This is a genomic window from Psychroserpens sp., assembly GCF_036960315.1.
Taxonomy (GTDB): domain Bacteria; phylum Bacteroidota; class Bacteroidia; order Flavobacteriales; family Flavobacteriaceae; genus Psychroserpens.
In genome coordinates, this window is sequence record NZ_JBALVR010000001.1 from 591,530 (window position 1) to 612,123 (window position 20,594).

The window sequence follows — 20,594 nt, forward strand, 5'->3', positions numbered from 1 at the left end:
AATATTTGTAGGTAATTATATATACGCAAAGTTCTGTGTAAAAGTTGATGGGCTATTAAAGTTTAATATAATTTTAACCCAATTGGTGAGATTTGTAATGATCTAGATGAGTTCGATTTCTTCGTTAACTTTTAAGTTGAAACGTTTCCTAAACAGATACACACCTAGATATAAAAACGGTGTATCTAAGGCTGCAACTAATACTTTGAATAAAAATCCTGCAACTAACAATCCACGAAATCGTTCCCAAGCAATAATATCAAAGGAACACAATAGCAATAGAATAGTCAAGGTGTCAACAAATTGAGATAACCATGTAGAAAAGTTATTTCTTAGCCAAAGATGTTTTCCTTTAGTCAAACGTTTCCAAAAATGATAAATTTGAATGTCAACAAATTGTGCTAATAAATAAGCTATCATACTTGCAAAAACAGCAATTGATGTGTTTCCAAAAACAGTAGAGAACATGTCATCTTTTACAGGTGACCAAGAAGTTGCAGGAACTGCATTAGACACAAAAACAATTAACAATGAAAACAGAGAGGCAAAAATACCAGCAATCACAACTTGATTAGCACGCTTCTTTCCGTAAATTTCACTAATCAAATCGGTAATTAAAAAGGTGATAGGATATGGTAAGATGCCAACTGAGATTTCAAAAAGCTTAGTTCCAAAAATTTCAACTTCAAATGGATGCCAATAAAAAAACTTTTTAAAAATAAGATTTGAAACCACCAAAGACGTGATAAACAAGGCTGCAAGAAATAAATAGATTTTCTGAGCAGCAAGTTTGTCTTTTATGGTCATAAATTGTGAATAAAAAGTTACTGTAAATATAAGATAAAACGGATTTCTTTTCATTATTTTGGCGTTCAATATGAATTTGACTAACCACGTTTACATCGCTCTTGGGAGCAATAAGGGAGACAGAATTAAATATCTGCAAGAGGCGGTCGATTTAATTTTTGCTGAAATTGGCAAAGTTAACAGTATTTCGAAGGTTTATAATTCACCTGCTTTTGGATTTGAAAGCGACGATTTTTTAAACACGTGTATTTATATAGAAACTCGTTTTTCTGCGGAAGATGTATTGCAAAAGTTGCAAGCAATAGAACTTAAGTTAGGCCGAGAACGAACATTTTCTGAAACGTATCAAGCCAGAACAATCGATTTAGATATTCTTTTTTTTAATGCTGAAATGCTAAAGACAGAACTATTGAGCGTTCCTCATCCTGAACTTCAGAATAGACAATTCGTTTTACAGCCATTAAAGGATGTTGCGCCAAAATTTGAACATCCAAAATTTAAAAAAACAGTTGAAGAGTTGCTTGTTGAATGTGAAGATGAAAGCGAGATTGAAGCGATTAAGATTTGGTTGAAAAATCCGTCTAAGCAGTTTGATTTTTCAAATTACAATTACATTGCTATCGAAGGAAATATAGGAGCTGGGAAAACCAGTTTGGCGCATCAAATTTCTTGTGATTATAATGCGAAAATTATTTTAGAGCGCTTTGCTGATAATCCGTTTTTGCCTAAGTTTTACGAAGAACCACAGCGTTATGCGTTTACCTTAGAAATGTCTTTTCTTGCCGATCGTTATCAGCAAATTAGTGATGACTTGTCACAATTGGATTTGTTTAAGGATTTTATAGTAAGCGATTATGATATTTATAAGTCTTTAATTTTCTCTAAAATCACTTTGCCAGAAGATGAATTTAAGCTCTATCGAAAATTGTTTTATTTAATGTATAAAGACATTGCTAAGCCAGATTTATATGTCTACTTATACCAAAACACTGCGCGATTGCAAGAAAACATCAAAAAACGTGGTCGTGATTACGAGCAAAATATTGATGATGAGTATTTAGATAAAATCAATTCTGGGTATTTAGACTTCTTAAAAAACCAATCAGAACTCAATGTGAAAATCATTGATATTTCAGATAAGGATTTTGTGAATAGTCGATCTGACTATTTATGGTTGTTAGGTGAGATTTGTGGAGAAGTTAAAAGTTAGAAGACTGAAGATTCAAGTTATGTCATTCAGAAGGAGTTCAGAATGACAGTTTTATTTTTTATTTCATCTTACTAAACACATCCCAAACCACAACTCCACAACTCACCGAAATATTTAGTGAATGTTTGGTTCCAAACTGAGGTATTTCAATCACGATGTCACTAGCATTAACCACATCTTGAGAGACGCCTTTAACTTCGTTGCCAAATACGAGAGCATATTTCTGGTCAGGTTCTGGTTGAAATTCGTTAAGCATGGTTGCACGTTCAGCTTGCTCAATTGAAATCACTTTAACGTTTTTAGATTTTAGCTTGTTGACGATATCTATGGTGTGTTCAGCATATTCCCAATCCACAGTTTCAGTACTTCCTAAAGCTGTTTTTCTAATATCATTATGTGGTGGTGTTGCCGTAATTCCGCAGAGATAAATCTTTTCAACTAAAAAGGCATCACTTGTTCTAAATACCGAACCAATATTATTTAGACTTCTAATATTATCAAGGATAATGATAAGTGGTGTTTTTTCTGCCGACTTAAATTCGTCAACATCTAATCTGTCGAGTTCGTTGTTTTTTAGTTTCCGCATGTTAAAATCTTACGTTTTTTGTAGATAACTTATGGCTTTTGAGTTTAATAAAACTTCAAATTATAAGTACATTAGCAGTCTTACAATTTTAACAAAAATACGCAAAACCATTGGCTAAAAAAGTAAAAAAAGAAACGCCGTTAATGAAGCAGTATAATACCATCAAGGTGAAATATCCTGATGCATTGTTATTGTTTAGAGTTGGTGATTTCTATGAAACGTTTGGTCAGGATGCTGTAAAGGCGTCTAAAATTTTAGATATTATTTTAACCAAACGAGGTGCAGGTAGCGCAACCGAAACCGAGTTGGCTGGTTTTCCGCATCATTCGTTGAATACGTATTTACCAAAATTGGTTAAAGCTGGGCAGCGTGTTGCTATTTGTGATCAGCTTGAAGATCCTAAACTAACAAAAACTATTGTTAAACGTGGTGTGACCGAGTTAGTAACACCAGGTGTTGCCTTAAATGATGATATTCTGCATTCTAAAACGAATAACTTTTTGGCTGCGGTGTTCTTCGGAATCCATCATATTGGCGTATCGTTTTTAGATGTCTCTACAGGCGAGTTTTTTATGTCTCAAGGCAATAGCGAATATGTAGATAAGCTTCTCCAAAATTTTAGACCTAGCGAAGTTCTAGTTTCTAAGCCCAATCGAAAAAAATATAATGATACTTTTGGAAATGATTTCCATGCATTTTATATAGAAGATTGGGTATTTCAAGATGACTATGCGAATGAAACTTTATTGAAACATTTTAATACTAAATCACTTAAAGGTTTTGGGATTGAAGATTTATACGAAGGTATTGTCGCTTCTGGAGCAATTTTACATTATTTAGGAGAAACACAGCATCATAAATTACAACATATTACATCGATTCAGCGCTTAACAAAAGGTGAGCATGTTTGGATGGATCGTTTTACCATTAAAAACTTGGAGTTGTATCAATCGACCAATCAAAATGCAGTCACCCTTGTTGATGTTATTGATAAAACCATTTCTCCAATGGGTGGACGATTACTCAAACGTTGGTTGGCATTGCCTTTAGTAAACATAGAGAGTATCAATAAACGTCATGAGGTTGTAGAATATGTCAAAAATGATTCGGAATTGCTTCATAAGTTTCAAGATCAATTAAAACAAATTGGTGATATTGAGCGTCTCATTTCAAAAGTTGCTACGGTAAAAATCTCACCTCGTGAAGTCGTTCAGCTAAAAAATGCTTTGGAAGCAATTATACCAATAAAAGCTTTAGCACTTCAAACTGAAAATGGCGCCTTACAATATTTAGGAGAGCAAATGGATGCCTGTGACGAACTTCGTAATCGTATCAAAACGACATTAAATGAAGAAGCGCCTGTCAATATTTTAAAAGGAAATACGATTTCTTCTGATTTTTCTTCGGAATTAAAAGAACTACGAGGTCTTTCGGCTTCTGGAAAAGAGTATCTGGATAAAATGCTAGAACGTGAAAGCGAACGCACAGGAATTACATCACTTAAAATAGCATCCAATAATGTGTTTGGGTATTATATTGAAGTCCGTCACACACATAAAGATAAAGTTCCTGAAGAATGGATTAGAAAGCAAACACTCGTTAGTGCAGAGCGATACATCACAGAAGAACTTAAAGAATACGAAACCAAAATTTTAGGTGCTGAAGAGCGCATATTAGCCATAGAGCAACAATTGTTTGCCGAATTGGTCAATTGGATTACTCAGTTTATACAACCTGTTCAAAAGAACTCAGCATTAATAGCTCAGCTGGATTGTTTAACTGGATTTGCGCAATTGGCTACCGAAAATAAATATACCAGACCAACACTTACTGAAGGTTATGAATTAGATATTAAAAATGGTAGGCATCCAGTGATTGAAAAGCAATTACCTCATGGCGAACCTTTTATTGCTAATGATTTGTATTTGGATCGAGAACAGCAGCAAATTATTATGATTACTGGTCCGAATATGTCAGGTAAATCGGCTATTTTACGTCAAACGGCCTTAATTGTGTTATTAGCACAAATGGGAAGTTTTGTGCCTGCTGAAACGGCTACTATTGGATTAACCGATAAGATTTTTACGAGAGTAGGCGCGAGTGATAATATTTCGATGGGAGAATCGACATTTATGGTTGAGATGAATGAAACGGCTTCTATTTTGAATAATATTTCAGATAGAAGTTTGGTGTTGCTTGATGAAATTGGTAGAGGTACAAGTACTTATGATGGGATTTCTATTGCTTGGGCTATTAGTGAGTATTTACACGAACATCCATCTAAGGCAAAAACCTTATTTGCCACACATTATCATGAGCTCAATGAAATGTCTGAAACTTTTGAACGCATCAAGAATTTCAATGTTTCGGTAAAAGAATTAAAAAACAATGTCTTATTCCTGAGAAAATTGGTTGAAGGTGGAAGTGAGCATAGCTTCGGAATTCACGTCGCAAAAATGGCTGGAATGCCTCAGCAAGTGATACATCGTGCTAATAAAATACTGAAGCAATTAGAAAAGTCACATTCTAGTGAAGAATTGACTGATAAGGTAAAGACCTTAAATAATGAGATGCAATTAAGCTTTTTTAATTTGGATGATCCTTTGTTAGAGCAGATTAAGGAGGAGATTGTCAATATAGATATCGATACTTTGACGCCTGTTGAGGCGCTTATGAAACTCAATGAAATTAGGCGTATGTTATTGAAAAAGAAGCATGCATAAAAAAAGTTTGAATTTTTAATAAAAAGGCTTTGCTTTTCTGATAAAAGTCTTAAATTTGCCCTCGCAATTACAACAAACGTTCATTTAAATAATTGCTATAATGCGAAAGTAGCTCAGGGGTAGAGCATCACCTTGCCAAGGTGGGGGTCGCGGGTTCAAATCCCGTCTTTCGCTCTAAACCGAGAAAATATACCAATTTGTACATTATGTACATCTAAATGCTGAAGTGGTGGAATTGGTAGACACGTTGGACTTAAAATCCAATGTCCATTAGGACGTACGGGTTCAAGTCCCGTCTTCAGTACAAATGAAAAGCCGAAACGAAAGTTTCGGCTTTTTTGTTTTTAAAACACACAGAAAGTTTGTTTTAAGGGCATTTTAAAAACGAAAAAGCAACCCAAAACGTTGGATTGGCTTTTCTCAAGAAGTTGAAATGGGACTCGACACAGCCTAGTCTCGTCTTTTTTGTTCAAGAAGAACATTTTAATTTTGATCTGGTTAAAAAAGGGGTCATTTTCTTTTATCAATAACCAACATAGGTTTTCTGCTCATTTTTGGAAATTGTAATTTTCGGATTTCTTTTTTATCGTTAAATTCAATCTTTGGAAGTACTCTTAATTTAGCTCTAAAGTGGTCTTTAATTTCTTGTAATAAATCGTCTGAAGGATCTGAAGTCCCTATTTTAATAAGTATCTCGTCTGTATTAATATTGTTATGTGAAATTTCAATAATATATGATTCAACCTTGGTAAAATCATTCAGAATATTATGCATTGCTGGAGGATATAATGTCGTGCCTTTATATTTTATCATCTGCTTTTTTCTGCCTATAACGGGTCCTAAACGCAATGTGTTTCTTCCGCAGTCACATTTTGAGTTATGTGCTTTTACAATATCTCCAGTTTTAAATCGCAGTAAAGGCATGCCTTCTACACCTAAAGTTGAAATTGTTAATTCTCCAGCTTCACCTTGCGCTACTGGTTGATTGTCGTCGTCTAAAATTTCAATAATAATTAATTCAGGATGATGATGACCACCTTGTTGTTGCTCACACTCTGTAAAGGCAGTATTCATTTCGGTAGATGCATAGGTTGAGAATAACTCAATGTCCCACTTTTCCTTTATTTTTTGTGATAATGTATTTAACGAAAAGTCTTGTTCCCGAAGCGGTTCGCCAATACAAATAGCACCTTTTATTCCTGATGTATTTAAATCTATATCATGCTTATGAGCATATTCAATAAGTTTCAATAAAAATGATGGTACTGCAATAATGTAGGTTGGTTTAAATTTAATTATGGAATCCCATTGCAGTTCAGGAATCCCATTACCAACGCGAATTATGCCAGCACCAAGTTCTCGGGCACCCAAAAAATATGCTAATCCAGCCATAAATCGTCTGTCAATGGTCGTCATTAACTGAATAACATCGTCTTGATTTATGCCTGCACAAGCAAAAGAGATTGCCTCGTTGTATGCCAGGCGTTTCAAGTCGCTATCTGTTAATGCAAAAGTTACGGGCTCTCCTATGGTTCCAGATGTTGTTACATAATCAATAATCTCTTTTCTAGGAACACAAATAAAATCATCGTTGTAATTTTGTAAATCTTCCTTGGATGTTGTTGGAATTACAGCTAAATCTTCGAGAGAATTAATGGTGTTAATATCAATGTTATGAGTCTTAAATAAACGTTTATAAAAAGCAGAATGCGTATTTAAATAGTTTAGAAGAAGTTTTAATTGTTCATTTTGAAACGCTTTTATATCGGAAGTTGATGCTTTTTCAATATCTGGAATCATAGACTTAACTTTCTTTTTAATTTTTTAATATATCTATCAACTTTCTTTTGGTCTGGAACTGTTGTGATTTCTCTTGTCTTTGCTTTTTCGAAGGCAATTAAAGCAGCTGTATAATATCCTTTGTTATAGTAATATGTGCCTACTAAATAATAAGCTTCCCAATACTCAGGATTTGTGATTTGTAAGTCAGAAATTATAGAGGAATCAATAGTCTTATCCTTTTCGATTGAAGACAGAACTTGAGCACTTAGCTTTCTATATGCCTCGTAATCTTTATAAGCCTTAGTGAATTGAAAACTATCCTTTTCAATAGTTAAGAAATCATTAGAGAGCGATTCTTTTTTTGGGTTTTTAAAAATATCATTTAAATTGTAAGCTACAAATTCTCCTAATTGATAAGGGTTTGAAGACACCCAAACTAAACCCTGTTCTGGTTTGAAAACAATAGCATGGTGTGCTAATAATTGGTTGAGTGCTTTTTCGTTGCCATAACCAATCGTTTTATCATGTAAGCCTTCTTTATTTCGTAAGATATCAACTGCAATTTGGGGTGTTATTTTGGGATGTTGATTTAACAGTTCTTCCATACGTTGATAACGATATTGGGAATGGCTTTCTGCTTTATGTTTTATGTTTTTCTCGTCATCAGCATAAGCGTCGCTTTGAAAATGATTAGAACATATTAATTGATTAGAATTAGGCACTTCGTACACGCCAAAATTCTTTGGCGACACTTCAATAATAACAGCCTTTTTATCTTTAGCACTCCCAATTAATATAGACTCTGATACAAAGACTTTTCGCTTTTTAGCAATAGCTATAGCCTCATTAATGGTTGATGCATATTGTAATATTTCTCTGTTTAAAATAGAAATAGGTGTTTTAGCGATTAATGGAATTTTAGATTTTCCGGCATTGATTGTAACGGTAAGGCCATGTTCATTCATTCCTGAAACAACACCAATCATTCCTCCCCACGTAACAGACATAAATTTGTGCCCTTCTGTAGGGTTTACAAATGCAATTATTTTTTCCTTTGCAAAATCATCACCCGCATAAAAATCGAAATTCCGACCTATAATTAGGCTACCATCTTCTGTTTTTTCTCCCCATGCAGCAAACGAAGAGCAACCTACTAAAGCCAAATCTTGTAATGCATGACCAATATCATGTGCGCCATGTAAATATAGAACTCTTAAATATGGATCTGCAATGTGGTTATACTTGGTAGATGCGTATTTTGAAAGCCCATAAATTTCGGTTTTATATTCTAAGGGGATATGCAAATACATTTTCCGATTAAACCATGCCAAAAACTTGCGCAATAGTGTTTGTTTTACTTTTGAAGGAACCAAGTCGTTAACTTTAGATAAGAAAACCTCCTCTTGGTTGTTGAACAATTCTTTACTGAGACTTCCTGTAATCAACCCTCTTTCATAAGGATTACCTTCAACATAAAGCTCCCATAAGCCTTGTTTGTTCTTTTTTAATGTGTTATTTCCTAATACAAATGTAGAATCTGAAGTCTTTATTCTTTCGGGAATAGCAGTATTATAGGCGCTTACATCTGGAATGTCGTTTAGCGATTTCGATATACCACACGAGGTTAGTATAAAAACCAAAAGGGTAAAAATGAGTCCTCTCTTAAGTATGTTTACTTTCAACCTCATATTAATTCAGTTTGCTTAAAACTTTGTTGGCTTTTTTTTAATATCTCGCATCCAATTAATTTAAACCGCTTTCTTCAGTTTTATTAGCGTCCAATATTTTGTTTAATAAGGTTTCCATACCAACAACTTCAGAGCAAGTGAGTACAGCTCCAATGGTAACGCCTAATATACCGTGCATATTTAAACTTTGTCCAGTTAGTAATAAATTTTTAATTTTAGTTCTTGGTGATATAAAAGAACGCAAAGGGTTGTCGGCATCTTTAACATAACCATAAATAGAACCTCTATTAGCCCCTATATAATCTCTATAAGATAAGGGTGTTGAGGTATATATTTCTTGAATACAATCACGAATATTAGGGAATTTTTTTTCTAATTCTACAATTAGTTTTTCAGCTTTTTCTGCTTTAAATTCGGCATAGGTTTGTCCTCTATCATTTTTGTTCGCTACAGTATTAAACGTGTTTTCCCAAGGCTCAACTTCCTCATAACGCATATAGGTCATAACGGTTAAGCTATCTCCCCAAGTATCTGTTTTTTTATTTATTCCCATGGATACCATATAGCCTTCAGGCCAACTTTCATGGGTGTAGTCTTGTCCGTCCCAAACTTTATTATGGTCTTTTATATGGTAGAAATTTTTATTTTGATATTTAAAAGAATTAGGTTTTAAAACAATGTATAAACTAAAGCCTGCAATTATGCTTTCTATATTTTTAATTCTATTAGTGTAAGCTTTTCTAAATCTATCTTCACCAACAAGTTTTACGGTTAGTTTAGGCTCAATATTTGAAATAAATAAATCACCTTTAATTTCTTTATTGTTTTTTGTAAATACAGAGCTAATTTTTTTGTCTTCGTATCCAAACTTAACAACCTCATGATGCTTAAAGGCATCGCCTCCATTTTCTTTTAAGCGACGAATTAAAATTTTAGAAATTTGACTACCGCCATTGAGACATCTATGGGCGCTTTCTATATAAGAATTTACGGTTAGTGCATGCACATAAAACGGTGTGCGATTTGCGTCGCCAGCATATAAAAAGTTAGTACCAGCAAGTACGGCTCTCAATTTTTTATTGTTAGTAATAGAATCGATATAATCTTTGGCTTTGAGGCTAAAAATATCTGAGTTTTCATAGTAAGGTTTACCATGTTTTAATCTGTATAACGGGAATTTATCGCAAATATCTTCAATTTTATCGCAATAGGTTATAATGGCTTTTTCTTCTTCAGGGAATTGAGCATGTAAATTTTGAATAAAATTTTTATAACCTTGTGCATGTTTATATTCAGTATCATCACCATCAAATGTTACAATATCAAACCCATCTTCATCTAGTTTTTTTAAATTCAAATCGTCAATAATATCGAGATATTTAAAATACTGATATAAGTTTTGCCCTTTGTTTAATCCACCTATATAATGCACACCTGTATCAAAAATGGTTCTGTCTCGAACAAAGGTTTGTAAGTTGCCTCCATATTGATTATTTTTTTCTAAAACACATACACTATAACCTTCTTTTGCTAATATATTGGCAGAAACTAAACCACCTAAACCACTTCCTATAATTACAACATCGTAATGTGCTTTCATTCTTTAATTACCTGTTTTGTTAAAATCGTAATGTTTTTATTTTGATTGCTAGATTCAAATCCTAAATCAAGAACATCTGAGATTGATGAATTTCTACTTTCTTTTAATAAAATAATAAGATTTAAGTCATTGCTCACAAATGGTTTTATTTGCTCTTCCAGTGTTGTGTTATTTGTGTTGATTATTAAAGCATTTGCTTTATAATTCATTGCATCCTCAATAGAGTCGACACAAGTTACTTTATAATTTTTTGTTATAAAACTGTTTTTAACTATTGTTCTGTTATTCTGATTTTCAATATAAGAAATGATGGTTCTATCATTTGCGTTTAAAGCCAATAAAAAATCTAGTTGTCCTGCATCATTAGATACGTGTACAACTGTGTCTTTTTTTCCAATAACATTTACTATGGATTGGTAAGTGTCTTGATTGTTGTTAATATCAATACTAACGCGTTTGTATAATGCATCACCTTTATATCTGTAATCATCTAATAGAATTTTATGAAAGTACGTAGCACTTTCTTTCTCTTTTCTGAGATTATTAAATTCAGTTCTAAAGAAAGCGCCTATTTGTTTGGCTCTTTGCGAGTAGTTTTCACTAAATCGTGAGTCATTAGGTGTAATTCTATTTAATATTTTTAAAGTGATGTTTCCATCTCTAATCATAGATTCTCCTTTTGGAATGACTTCAGAATTTCCATGAATAAGTACAGGAACAACATCTAAATTAAATTGATCGGCAAGATAAAAGGCACCTTTATGAAAGCGTTTTATTTTATGGGTTTTAGATCGTGTGCCTTCTGGAAAAGCCATTAAGGTATAGCCTTGGTCTATTTTTTTCTTTAAATGCTCTAGCCCATTTTCAATACCACTTGACACAGGATAAAATCCAGCTAATTGTACTGCCTTTCCGAAAATTGGAGAATTATAAACCCAATCATTTACCAGAAAGATAATCTTTGGGTGTAACATTCCAATAGCTAGAATGTCTAAAAACGAGGTGTGATTTGCGATGATGATAGATTGCTTTTTGAAATCCTCATTGTTTTCATTTATGATTCTTTTAATTAAAAAAGGGTTGGTGTAGAGCACGGATTTCATAAAATTTGAAATGGTTTTATGAAACCATTTCATCTTAGTTTTTTTAGGAATTGGGATAATTTTCATTACCGTAACACTAAATACAGAAAGTAAAAAACCACCTAATCCAAAATAAGTGAATGATGATAATGTATGAATAAGTAGCCTTAATGTTATAGGTCTTTTTGTGGAGCTGCCAATAAATAATTTGAATAATACGGGTTGTATCGTAAATGCGATAAGAACTGCAGATAAAATACCTATTATACATACAAGCGATATAGAATGTAAAGCTGGGTGTTTGGCAAAGATTAAAACACCAACACCCAAAATGGTTGTTATAACAGATAATAAGATAGACGTTTTATGGGTTGCTAATGCTTTTTCACCAGTTCTGAGTTCATGTAGTAATCCATTGGTTATAAAAATACTATAGTCTATACCTAAACCGAAAATAAAGGTTGAAATTATGATGTTAAAGATGTTGAATTCCAAACCAAAGAATCCCATGACACCAATAGTCAATAGCCATGTTAGGCAAATTGGGATACTTGTTACTAAAGTCAAAGAAAAGCTTTTGTAAAATAAAAACAATATGATAAGTACAACGATTAGCGAATACCCAATTAAGCGATTAAAGTCATTTTTTAAGTTGCCTAAAAAGGTTTCATTCATTTGTTGCCTGTCAATAACCAAAACTTGAGATTGATTTTTAAAAGCATTAATAACATGGGCTTCATTTTTAGTTTTAACCAAGGTTGTTATGGTTGTGAAGTCATCTTTTGTAGTGATATAATCATCAACAGAAAATGTTTTTATGGCTTTATAATCGTTACTTTCTAAGGGGCTAAAAGGGGTATTTAAAAGCGAATAGAATGTATTAAAAGTATTTGGTTTAAAACCTAAGGCATTTCCGCTTTCAATGATATTATTTTTGGCGTTTTCAATGGTGTTTTCATCCCAAAAGGAATTCCATTTCGAAATTTGTTGCTGTTGTTGCTTTTCAGAATGAACAAAAGTTCCAATCGAACTGTAATTGATAATCTTATTTTCGGCTTTTAATTTTTTAATTTTTGATAAAATGTCATCATTTACCTGCAATGTTTTTTGTTCAGAATCACCATAAGCTGCTAAATAAATTGATTTTGACGCGTTGTTTATGAGTTTGTCTAAGCGTGATTCTGCCGCTTTCAAATTCTTAGGTTGATAATGAAGCTGCGTTAAGTCTTTATTAAAAATTACCGTGTTGTATGTGAATAAACTTCCTATTAATAGGATGAAAAAAGCAATAATTGCCCACTTATTTCTATGTAGATTATAGGATGCAATCTTGTCAATTAAGGTGTTTTTTTTAATCCTTTCTGAACGATCTTTATAAACTTGAGGAATAAAAAATAGCGCAAAGCAGGAAGCTCCTAAAACACTAACTGCAGCAAAAATACCTAGATCTTGAAGCGCTTGAGAGTTTAAAAACAACAAACATAAAAAAGCCAAAGCTGTTGTTAGACTACTCATTAATATAGGCTTGGTGATTTCTCTATATAAGCTCTTTATATTGTTATTACTCCTAATTTGTGTCAATATATGTAGAGAGTAATCCAACGTTACACCAAGAAGTACTGATCCAATACCTAAAGATATTGCTGATATTTTTTCTCTTAATAGAAACAGTAAGGCTATTGCTAATAATCCTCCAAATAGTGTTGGTCCAAATAAAATAATTGGAACAGTTAATTTTTTATAGAAGCCTATAAAAATGAGTAGTAGTGCGGTTAATGCAATACTAATGGTTGTTTTAATATCATTTTTTATTTGTTTTGCATTAGCAACAGCAATTAAAATACCACCAAAATATTCACTACTCACTTTGCCGTCAAAAGTACTATTAAGCTTATCGCTTGTAGCGTATAAATTTTCAACAAATAATGCGTTTTCTGCTGTTTCGGCTGCGTCCAAAACAGGGGTAATAAATAGTAAGATATGTTTCTTGTCCTTGCTGACAAGAAACCCATTTTGTAATGTAAAATCCTCTCCAAAACTTAATTCTTGTAGTTTTTTTAAAGCGATAAATGAAAGTCCTAAAGGGTCTTTTAATATGATGTCTTTGGCGATAATTCCAGATGGAGAAATTAAGGTTTTATAATCCTTTAAGAGTATTGCATCTACGCTGTCTTTTTGAATTTTATTTGCAATCGTTTTATAGTCACTCTCATCTAAAAAAAGAGGTAGATTCTGATAGATAAAATTTAGGGTACTTTGAATTTCATTAGTATCTATTTTACCCTGAATTTGCTTTATATAGTTGTTGGAGGTTTTTGAAATACTATCAATAAATTGAGACGCATAATCTGTTAGATCATCAATTGAACCATTTGGGTCTCTAGAGATATTTACAATTATTTTATCTGTAAAATTTACATTTTTTAAGACTTTTTGTGCTTCTGAGTTTTTATCATTACTTGGAATTAGTTTAGTTATGTCTTCTTCAAATTGAATTCTAGAAGCTATAAATAGCAATAATAAAAACAAAAGCACTAAAACGCTAAAACCGAATAGCTTTCTCGAATTGAAATATTGATATGTGTTATAAAAAAAATTATGCATTTGCTACTGTTGCTTTTTTCTTCTGAAAAAATAAAAAAAGAAAATAACTTAGTATTCCTAATGTTATTGAAGATACTACTGCTAGACTAAGGCTTCCTATAATATAAGTTTTAAGATGTTTTAATGCTTCGAAATCCATACTAATATCGTTGAGAGCATAGGTGTGGTTTATGTCCAATACAAAATTTCCAGTGTAAAGACTAGCCAGAAAAATAAATGGAATAAAAGGAGGGATACTTATATTGGAAAAGGCAAAAGCGATAGTCTTATTAAGATTTAATACGATGGCTAAAAAAATAACAATCACCGATTGTAAACCCCATAGAGGTGATAAACCAATAAAAACACCTAGAGCGATTGAAAACGCTTTTTTTCTTGGTGAATCTTGACTTCCTAAAAAGTCTTCAACTATAAAGCGTTTAATACCTTTTTTTTTTAATTTTCGGTATAAGTCACGTGGTTTTATGTAGAAAAAAGTTAGTATAACCAACCACGTATTTAAAATACTAATACGCGTGAAATCTTTAAATGGTCTAAAGTGCGATACGCGATCCACTTGGTCATATAAAATATTTATTGGTATATTTTTTACTGTCACGCCATGCCATGCAGCTTTAACAATGACCTCAATTTCAAACTCGAATTTTGATGTGTAAAATTTCAGGTCTTTAAGTTGATGAATAGGGTAGAGTCGATAACCAGATTGAGTATCCTGAAGTCTATTGCCCGTTTCTACCCAAAACCAAAAGTTTGAGAATTTATTCCCAAAACTACTTTTTTTAGGAACACTCTCCTGACTCATATTTCGTGCGCCAATAAGGAGTAGGTTTTTATTTTTAGTTTTTTCGAGTTCATTTACAAAAACAGGAATATCCTCTGGGAAATGTTGCCCGTCCGAATCTATCGTAATGGCATAATGATAGCCTAAACTTTCGGCATGTTTAAATCCAGCACGTAATGCTTGTCCTTTGCCTTTGTTATTTTGAAAATGGACTTGTTGTATTTGAGGGTATTCTTTAAGAATTTGAGGTGTTGAGTCAGTTGAACCGTCGTTAATAACAATTATATTTTTGGTATAGACTAGGGCTCTATCAATAACTTTTTGTAGTGTTTTATGATTATTGAAGGTTGGTATAATAACACAACATTGCAGGCTATTAAGTTTGTGCTCTGTTGTAACTTCCTTCATAGATTACTAAGAATTTGATTTAAGAAAAATTATAAACCAACTTTTATTTTTTCACAAAAGTACCATTACATTTTAAAGCAATAGTGCCATCTGTAAATTTAGTAATATTCTTTACTTTAATTGTATTATTTTCTTGAATTATTGAGAGTTCTAAAACAAGATTTGAGTTTTTAAATGGATTTATTAAAGCCGTAAATTTCACATTAGAAATGTGTTGTAAAAACAAAGATGCTTTAACGTAATCTTGAGTTATTTCTTTTATGGTTTGTATCATGCACACTCCTGGAGTTACAGGGTTTCCTATGAAATGACCATCAAAAACCTTATGATTTTTGTTCAATTGTATATGTGCATGAATTGTGTTTTCATCAAAGGTGGTAATCGATTGTATAGTATAAAAATCTTTTATTAACATCTCTTTTATTAAAAATCAAATTGATATCCAACACTTAATTGAATGACCTTGTTTAGCATTAAATCACTAACTTCTGTTGTTTCAAAGCCATTTCCTGTATCCACGTTTCTACCAAATAAATCGGTAAGTCCTTGCTTGTACCCAACAGAAATAACTACACCGTTGGTTAAATCGTAACCAATGGCTACAGCAACAGCAATATCTACTTCTTGAGGATCCTCTACATTTTTATCGTTTATTAAAATATCGATAACTGGAGCTATTTGAAAATTAAGGCCCTTATTGCCAACGTGAAATTTATTGTTTATTGGAATTGATAAATAGTCAAGTTCAATTTTAATATTACCATTTGATCCTCCTAAAGAAATATCACTTCCTTGTTTAGAATATAAAATTTCGGGCTGTAACGTATAAAACTCGGCAAATTTGAATGATAATGTTCCTCCAATATGAAAGGATGTAATACTCTTACTACTACCGCCAAAATTATCTGTGTTTGTTAAATCGGCAATGTTAAGACCTCCTTTTATTCCTGGTTTTATTTCTACTTGAGCATTTAAATGGGATACAAATAGTAGTGAAATTAAAAAAAATAAAGAAATCTTTTTCATAGTTATTTATTTGGGGAATTTTGGGTAGTGCAAGTAAGTAAAAGTCTTATAATTAAAAAATAATAAATAGTTAAATTAGTTATTACCCAAATAATCTAAATCAATTTTAATTGGAGCGTTTTTATGATGAATATTAATAGTTTTAGCAATGTTGTTTTGAACCTTATTAAATGTAATACTAATTTTTTCTTTTGAATGGCTAGTATGAATAATTTTCTTAAGCTCATTCGTATTTGACACTACAATATAGTGGTTGTATCTGTTTTTTGTTTTTGATTGATAAATAGTTTCTTGTAGACTCTTTTTAAATTTTTTTTGAATGTTGTTATGCTCCTGGGTTAAGGTTTTAAAATCACGTGTAAGTGTTTTGGTTATGATTTTCCGATTTAGTTCTTCCATGATAAAATGCATCTTAACCTCATTGTTAATAAGCTCGAAATCAAAAATTTTATTGCCAAAATTTGTGGTAAATACTATACGATGATTATTCTCTTTTATTTTTTTAATGATGAGAATGCCACCAAAAACATTATCGTATGCACTTATTTTAGCCTTATAAACATAATCTGTGTTTACATCAGTAAAATAAGGGTTTGAGAATTGATTAATTGTTGAGTTAAACTCAGGAAGTCCTTTAACAGTTGGAATGGCACAGGAAAAAAGTAAAACAACTACTAAACTAATTATTGAAAATCGCATTATCCACAGTTGTGTTACGTATTTTGTTTTTGAAAACAATTTTGGTATAATCATCAGAAGGCTCAATCATTTTTACTTCGGTTACATCACTTGTCTTAATATTAAATAGCAATTCAAGTCTGGCAATAAGTTTAAGTAAGTTTTTCTCTTTTGGAATAAACTTTACCAAGTAATTACCATTAACTTTAAAATAGGATATTACAAATTCTTCATCATTAAACATATTGCCTTTTAGACTATTTGTAATTATATTGTTTAAGCTTTTAAACATTTTGTTAGATCCAATGCCGATGTTACTTTTATCGCCTTCATCATTTATTAAAATCTTTTCGTCTTTAAAAATCACGCTGTATTTATAAGGTGATGTGTATTCCCATTTTATGACATTAGGAATTTTAAACACTAGTTTCCCAATAGTTTCAATGTCATTATTTAAAAAACTTAAATGTTTATATTGTGTAAAATCGCTAACAATAGTCTGTGTGTTGTTGTCAAGTGTTAAGACCTTTTCTTTGAACGTTTTTATTTCGTTTGCATTAAGTGGTTCTTGAGAAAATGTAATCTGATTACCAAAAAAAAGAAATAGTATAATGAAAATATTACGCATAAGCTTCAATATTAAATAAGGTATCAATAGTTATAGACTGATAACCGTTCTCTTGCAAAAATAGCAACAATTGTTCCAAAACACTAACGGTTATTTCTTTTGAATCATGTAATAAGATAACCGATCCAGGAGAAATTTTTTTTATAATTCTATTTAGGATTTTTTGTTCGTCGTTTTTTACAGTATCCAACGATCTAATATCCCACCCAATAACCTTGTGTTTCGTTTGTTTTAGTGCTCTAGCTATTGAAGGATTTGTAATACCAAAAGGCGGTCGAAACAGCGTCATTTTTTTACCTATAATAGTTTCAACTAAGTTATTGGTTTTTTCAATTTCGTTTACTATTTTTTGTTTTCTGTAAAAATCAAAGTAATTCGAATGAAAATAGGAGTGATTGCCAATGGTATGTCCATCGTTTACAATGTTTTTTATAATATTTGGATGTTTTTCTACATGTTTACCAATGCAAAAAAAAGTTGCTTTTGCTTGATGAGATTTTAGTAGCTCTAAAATTTGTGGTGTATACTTGATATTTGGACCATCGTCAAATGTAATAGCAACGTGCTTTTCTTTATGATTTTTATTTGAATTAAAAGCCATAAGATGATAATTCCATAGGATGTTAAAGCTACCAATAATGGTAATTAGTAGCCAAGATAAAACAAGAATAACATACGCTAAAACAGGAATGTTTACATATAATTCACCGATTAATAAACTAATAAATAGTGTGGTGGTTAGAGCATTTATGTTTTTAAATGTTAACATGCAGTCAGTAATAAAAAACTATGTTGTTGCCCTTTAAATTGATTATAGAGTAATACTTTTTTATAGCTTGCTTTTGGTGTGCCGTTGAGCATTAAAGCTTTCGGAATACGTTGATGTTTAATAATATTGGTTGCTGCCCAAAAACCAAATGCAGAAGCTGTAAAAAATTCGCCACAAAGATGTTTATAATGTATTTGAGGTGTTGAGCTAAAAATGGAGTCCTGTAGCTGATGGTAATATTTGTCAAAATCATCACCATTACTGCCTAGTATAACTGCATCAATATCGGATGCTAATAACTCATGATGTTTTAAAAATCCTTGTAGCTTTTCCTGGATGGATTCGGGAGTTGCTTTATTAATAATTTCAACGCCGTTTAATTTACAATAGGTGCTTTTTTGTTTTGAAGATGATACTGTGAAAAAATGAGCACCTTCACCAAATGCTGTAGTAATTGGTTGTGAAGCCATTTCTTCTGCCATCACTATATCATGAATAAATTGCTTCCCTAATTCATCAACACCACCAACTAAAATGTTGTTTGCTGTATTTTCATGTAGCATAAGTTGTGCATCGACAAGCGCAGATTCAAATGAAGCAGCACCATGGACATATGTTACATTATAACCTTTGCACTTAAGCGTTAATGCAATTTGGGCACCAACTGTATTATGAGTCGATTGAATAAATGATGTTGGAGTCAAGTATTCTTCGTTATTATCAATAATAGCATTTAAGAATTTTTCTGAATCCTCAATACAGCCCATACCTGTTCCTGTTATAATAGCATCAGGAATTTCAAGTTGCGCTTCTTGTAAAGCAATTTTTGATGTAGCAATACCCATTTTCACCCCAGTTGCCATACGCCTGCTAGCAATTGGACTTATAAATGTTTTGTATTTAGGGTGAATAGCATTAACAGTTTTTGTATCGTGAGAAATGACTGTTTGTAAGAAACTATTTGAATCATAAGTATCTTGAGCCGAGATTGAAGCTGCACTATTTATATAACAGGGTTTCATTGGCCTTTAGAAAAAATAATTGTTGAACAATTACCTCCAAACCCGAAGGAATTTGATAATACATAGTCTAATGGTTTCTCTGTCACTTTTGTGATTGGAACCATTTGTAATTCTGGAATGGCAGTATTAAAATTTAAATTAGGAAACATTAGGTTTTTTTGAAGTGCTAATATAGAATATACGGCTTCTATAGCTCCAGCAGCAGCTAGTGTGTGGCCTGTAAACGCTTTAGTTGAACTAAAATCTGGAATTGTATTTCCAAAAACCCGCTTTATAGCCCTGCCTTCAGATAAATCGTTATTAGGAGTTGCCGTACCATGTGCATTAATGTAATTGATGTCTTGAGGTTGGATATTTGCAACAGTCAAAGCTTTTTGCATGGCTAAATAAGCACCATCTCCATTTGCTGAAGATGCTGTTTGATGAAATGCATCATTAGCATTACCGTAACCAGCTACATACGCCAAAATTTCTTTGTTTTGTTGTTTTACCAGTGTATCAGATTCTAATACCAAATATGCAGCGGCCTCTCCTAAATTAAGACCTTTTCTGTTGGCATCAAAAGGAGCGCAGTCTGTGTCAGATAATATCATTAGGGTTTTAAAACCATTGATGGTAAATTTTGCTAAACCATCAGTGCCTCCAACAATAACACGATCGAGTTGTCCGGACTTAATTAATCGCGCACCTAGCATAATAGCATTTGCTGCTGAAGAGCACGCTGTACTTATAGTCGTTGTGTAATCGGTAATCCCTAAATGCTCTGCAATCTTATCAGTACTATCACCAGCGTGATGACTACTAATAAATTTTCTACTTTCAGAATTAGTATTGTAGTTCTGAAAATGTTTTTCGGTCATATCCATACCGCCAACACTTGTTGATGATATTAAACCAGTTCTAAACATATTTATAGCTTCAATATTCGCTTGATCCAAAGCTTGTTTTGCGGCAATGCATCCTAATAAAGCTGTTCTGGAATAGTTATGATCTTTTGGTAAATCGAGGCTGTCTGCTAGTTGCTTATTGGTTTGTAATATTTCGCCAACCTTAATATCTCCTCGGTGTCGTGTTTCAATATTTACTATAGGTGCAATACCATTTTTGTAATTTAAAAGCGCAAATAGATTTTCTTCTAAAGTATTACCAATAGAAGACATAATTCCCATTCCTGTTATAGCAACACGGTTTTGGAACATA

General features: G+C 32.2%; 16 protein-coding genes and 2 tRNA genes. 4 read left to right on the plus strand and 14 right to left on the minus strand.

Annotated features, from left to right (window positions below; all coding sequences use genetic code 11):
• Positions 1 to 102: 102 nt before the first annotated feature.
• Complete coding sequence (locus V7719_RS02615; protein WP_335728513.1) at positions 103 to 807, minus strand: queuosine precursor transporter; 705 nt, start codon at positions 805 to 807, stop codon at positions 103 to 105.
• 70 nt (positions 808 to 877) lie between these two features.
• Here V7719_RS02615 and folK point away from each other — a divergent pair, with 70 nt between their 5' ends.
• Positions 878 to 2,017 carry a 2-amino-4-hydroxy-6-hydroxymethyldihydropteridine diphosphokinase gene (folK, locus tag V7719_RS02620; protein ID WP_335728299.1) on the plus strand — a complete coding sequence of 380 codons (1,140 nt, stop codon included), beginning with the start codon at positions 878 to 880 and terminating at the stop codon, positions 2,015 to 2,017.
• A gap of 58 nt (positions 2,018 to 2,075) precedes the next feature.
• Here the strand turns inward: folK and V7719_RS02625 are convergent, their stop codons facing one another.
• On the minus strand, positions 2,076 to 2,603 hold the full coding sequence (locus V7719_RS02625) for an RNA methyltransferase (protein WP_335728300.1): 528 nt from the start codon (positions 2,601 to 2,603) through the stop codon (positions 2,076 to 2,078).
• 110 nt (positions 2,604 to 2,713) lie between these two features.
• Between V7719_RS02625 and mutS the strand changes: the two genes are divergently transcribed.
• The 3 genes from mutS to V7719_RS02640 all read left to right on the plus strand — a co-directional run bounded on the left by mutS (position 2,714) and on the right by V7719_RS02640 (position 5,630).
• Complete coding sequence (gene mutS, locus V7719_RS02630; protein ID WP_335728301.1) at positions 2,714 to 5,326, plus strand: DNA mismatch repair protein MutS; 2,613 nt, start codon at positions 2,714 to 2,716, stop codon at positions 5,324 to 5,326.
• Positions 5,327 to 5,428: 102 nt separating this feature from the next.
• A tRNA-Gly gene (locus V7719_RS02635) sits at positions 5,429 to 5,500 on the plus strand.
• A gap of 46 nt (positions 5,501 to 5,546) precedes the next feature.
• Positions 5,547 to 5,630 (plus strand) — tRNA-Leu (locus V7719_RS02640).
• Positions 5,631 to 5,836: 206 nt separating this feature from the next.
• Here V7719_RS02640 and V7719_RS02645 read toward each other — a convergent pair.
• From V7719_RS02645 to V7719_RS02700, 12 genes are all read right to left on the minus strand, one after another.
• Positions 5,837 to 7,126, minus strand: coding sequence for a phenylacetate--CoA ligase family protein (locus V7719_RS02645; RefSeq protein WP_335728302.1), 1,290 nt, complete (start codon positions 7,124 to 7,126; stop codon positions 5,837 to 5,839).
• A complete protein-coding gene (locus V7719_RS02650; protein WP_335728303.1) occupies positions 7,123 to 8,796 on the minus strand; it encodes a C45 family peptidase in 1,674 nt (557 codons plus the stop codon). The genes V7719_RS02645 and V7719_RS02650 overlap by 4 nt, the downstream gene beginning before the upstream one ends.
• A gap of 55 nt (positions 8,797 to 8,851) precedes the next feature.
• Entirely contained in the window at positions 8,852 to 10,396 is a 1,545-nt protein-coding gene (locus V7719_RS02655) for a phytoene desaturase family protein (RefSeq protein ID WP_335728304.1), read from the minus strand.
• The gene (locus tag V7719_RS02660) at positions 10,393 to 14,082 is read right to left on the minus strand and encodes an MMPL family transporter (RefSeq protein ID WP_335728305.1); all 3,690 of its coding nucleotides are present in this window, start codon (positions 14,080 to 14,082) and stop codon (positions 10,393 to 10,395) included. Before V7719_RS02660 ends, V7719_RS02655 begins: the two co-directional genes overlap by 4 nt.
• A complete protein-coding gene (locus V7719_RS02665) occupies positions 14,075 to 15,271 on the minus strand; it encodes a DUF2062 domain-containing protein (RefSeq protein ID WP_335728306.1) in 1,197 nt (398 codons plus the stop codon). The genes V7719_RS02660 and V7719_RS02665 overlap by 8 nt, the downstream gene beginning before the upstream one ends.
• A gap of 43 nt (positions 15,272 to 15,314) precedes the next feature.
• Complete coding sequence (locus V7719_RS02670) at positions 15,315 to 15,686, minus strand: 3-hydroxyacyl-ACP dehydratase (RefSeq protein WP_335728307.1); 372 nt, start codon at positions 15,684 to 15,686, stop codon at positions 15,315 to 15,317.
• An 8-nt stretch (positions 15,687 to 15,694) separates the two neighbouring features.
• Positions 15,695 to 16,297 carry a porin family protein gene (locus V7719_RS02675; protein WP_335728308.1) on the minus strand — a complete coding sequence of 201 codons (603 nt, stop codon included), beginning with the start codon at positions 16,295 to 16,297 and terminating at the stop codon, positions 15,695 to 15,697.
• Positions 16,298 to 16,372: 75 nt separating this feature from the next.
• Positions 16,373 to 16,996, minus strand: coding sequence for a hypothetical protein (locus tag V7719_RS02680; RefSeq protein ID WP_335728309.1), 624 nt, complete (start codon positions 16,994 to 16,996; stop codon positions 16,373 to 16,375).
• Entirely contained in the window at positions 16,977 to 17,603 is a 627-nt protein-coding gene (locus tag V7719_RS02685; RefSeq protein ID WP_335728310.1) for an outer membrane lipoprotein carrier protein LolA, read from the minus strand. The genes V7719_RS02680 and V7719_RS02685 overlap by 20 nt, the downstream gene beginning before the upstream one ends.
• Positions 17,596 to 18,372, minus strand: a complete 777-nt coding sequence (locus tag V7719_RS02690) for a polysaccharide deacetylase family protein (protein WP_335728311.1) — start codon at positions 18,370 to 18,372, stop codon at positions 17,596 to 17,598. Before V7719_RS02690 ends, V7719_RS02685 begins: the two co-directional genes overlap by 8 nt.
• Entirely contained in the window at positions 18,366 to 19,394 is a 1,029-nt protein-coding gene (locus V7719_RS02695) for a beta-ketoacyl synthase chain length factor (RefSeq protein ID WP_335728312.1), read from the minus strand. The genes V7719_RS02690 and V7719_RS02695 overlap by 7 nt, the downstream gene beginning before the upstream one ends.
• Positions 19,391 to 20,593, minus strand: coding sequence for a beta-ketoacyl-[acyl-carrier-protein] synthase family protein (locus V7719_RS02700; RefSeq protein WP_335728313.1), 1,203 nt, complete (start codon positions 20,591 to 20,593; stop codon positions 19,391 to 19,393). Before V7719_RS02700 ends, V7719_RS02695 begins: the two co-directional genes overlap by 4 nt.
• Position 20,594: the final 1 nt, after the last annotated feature.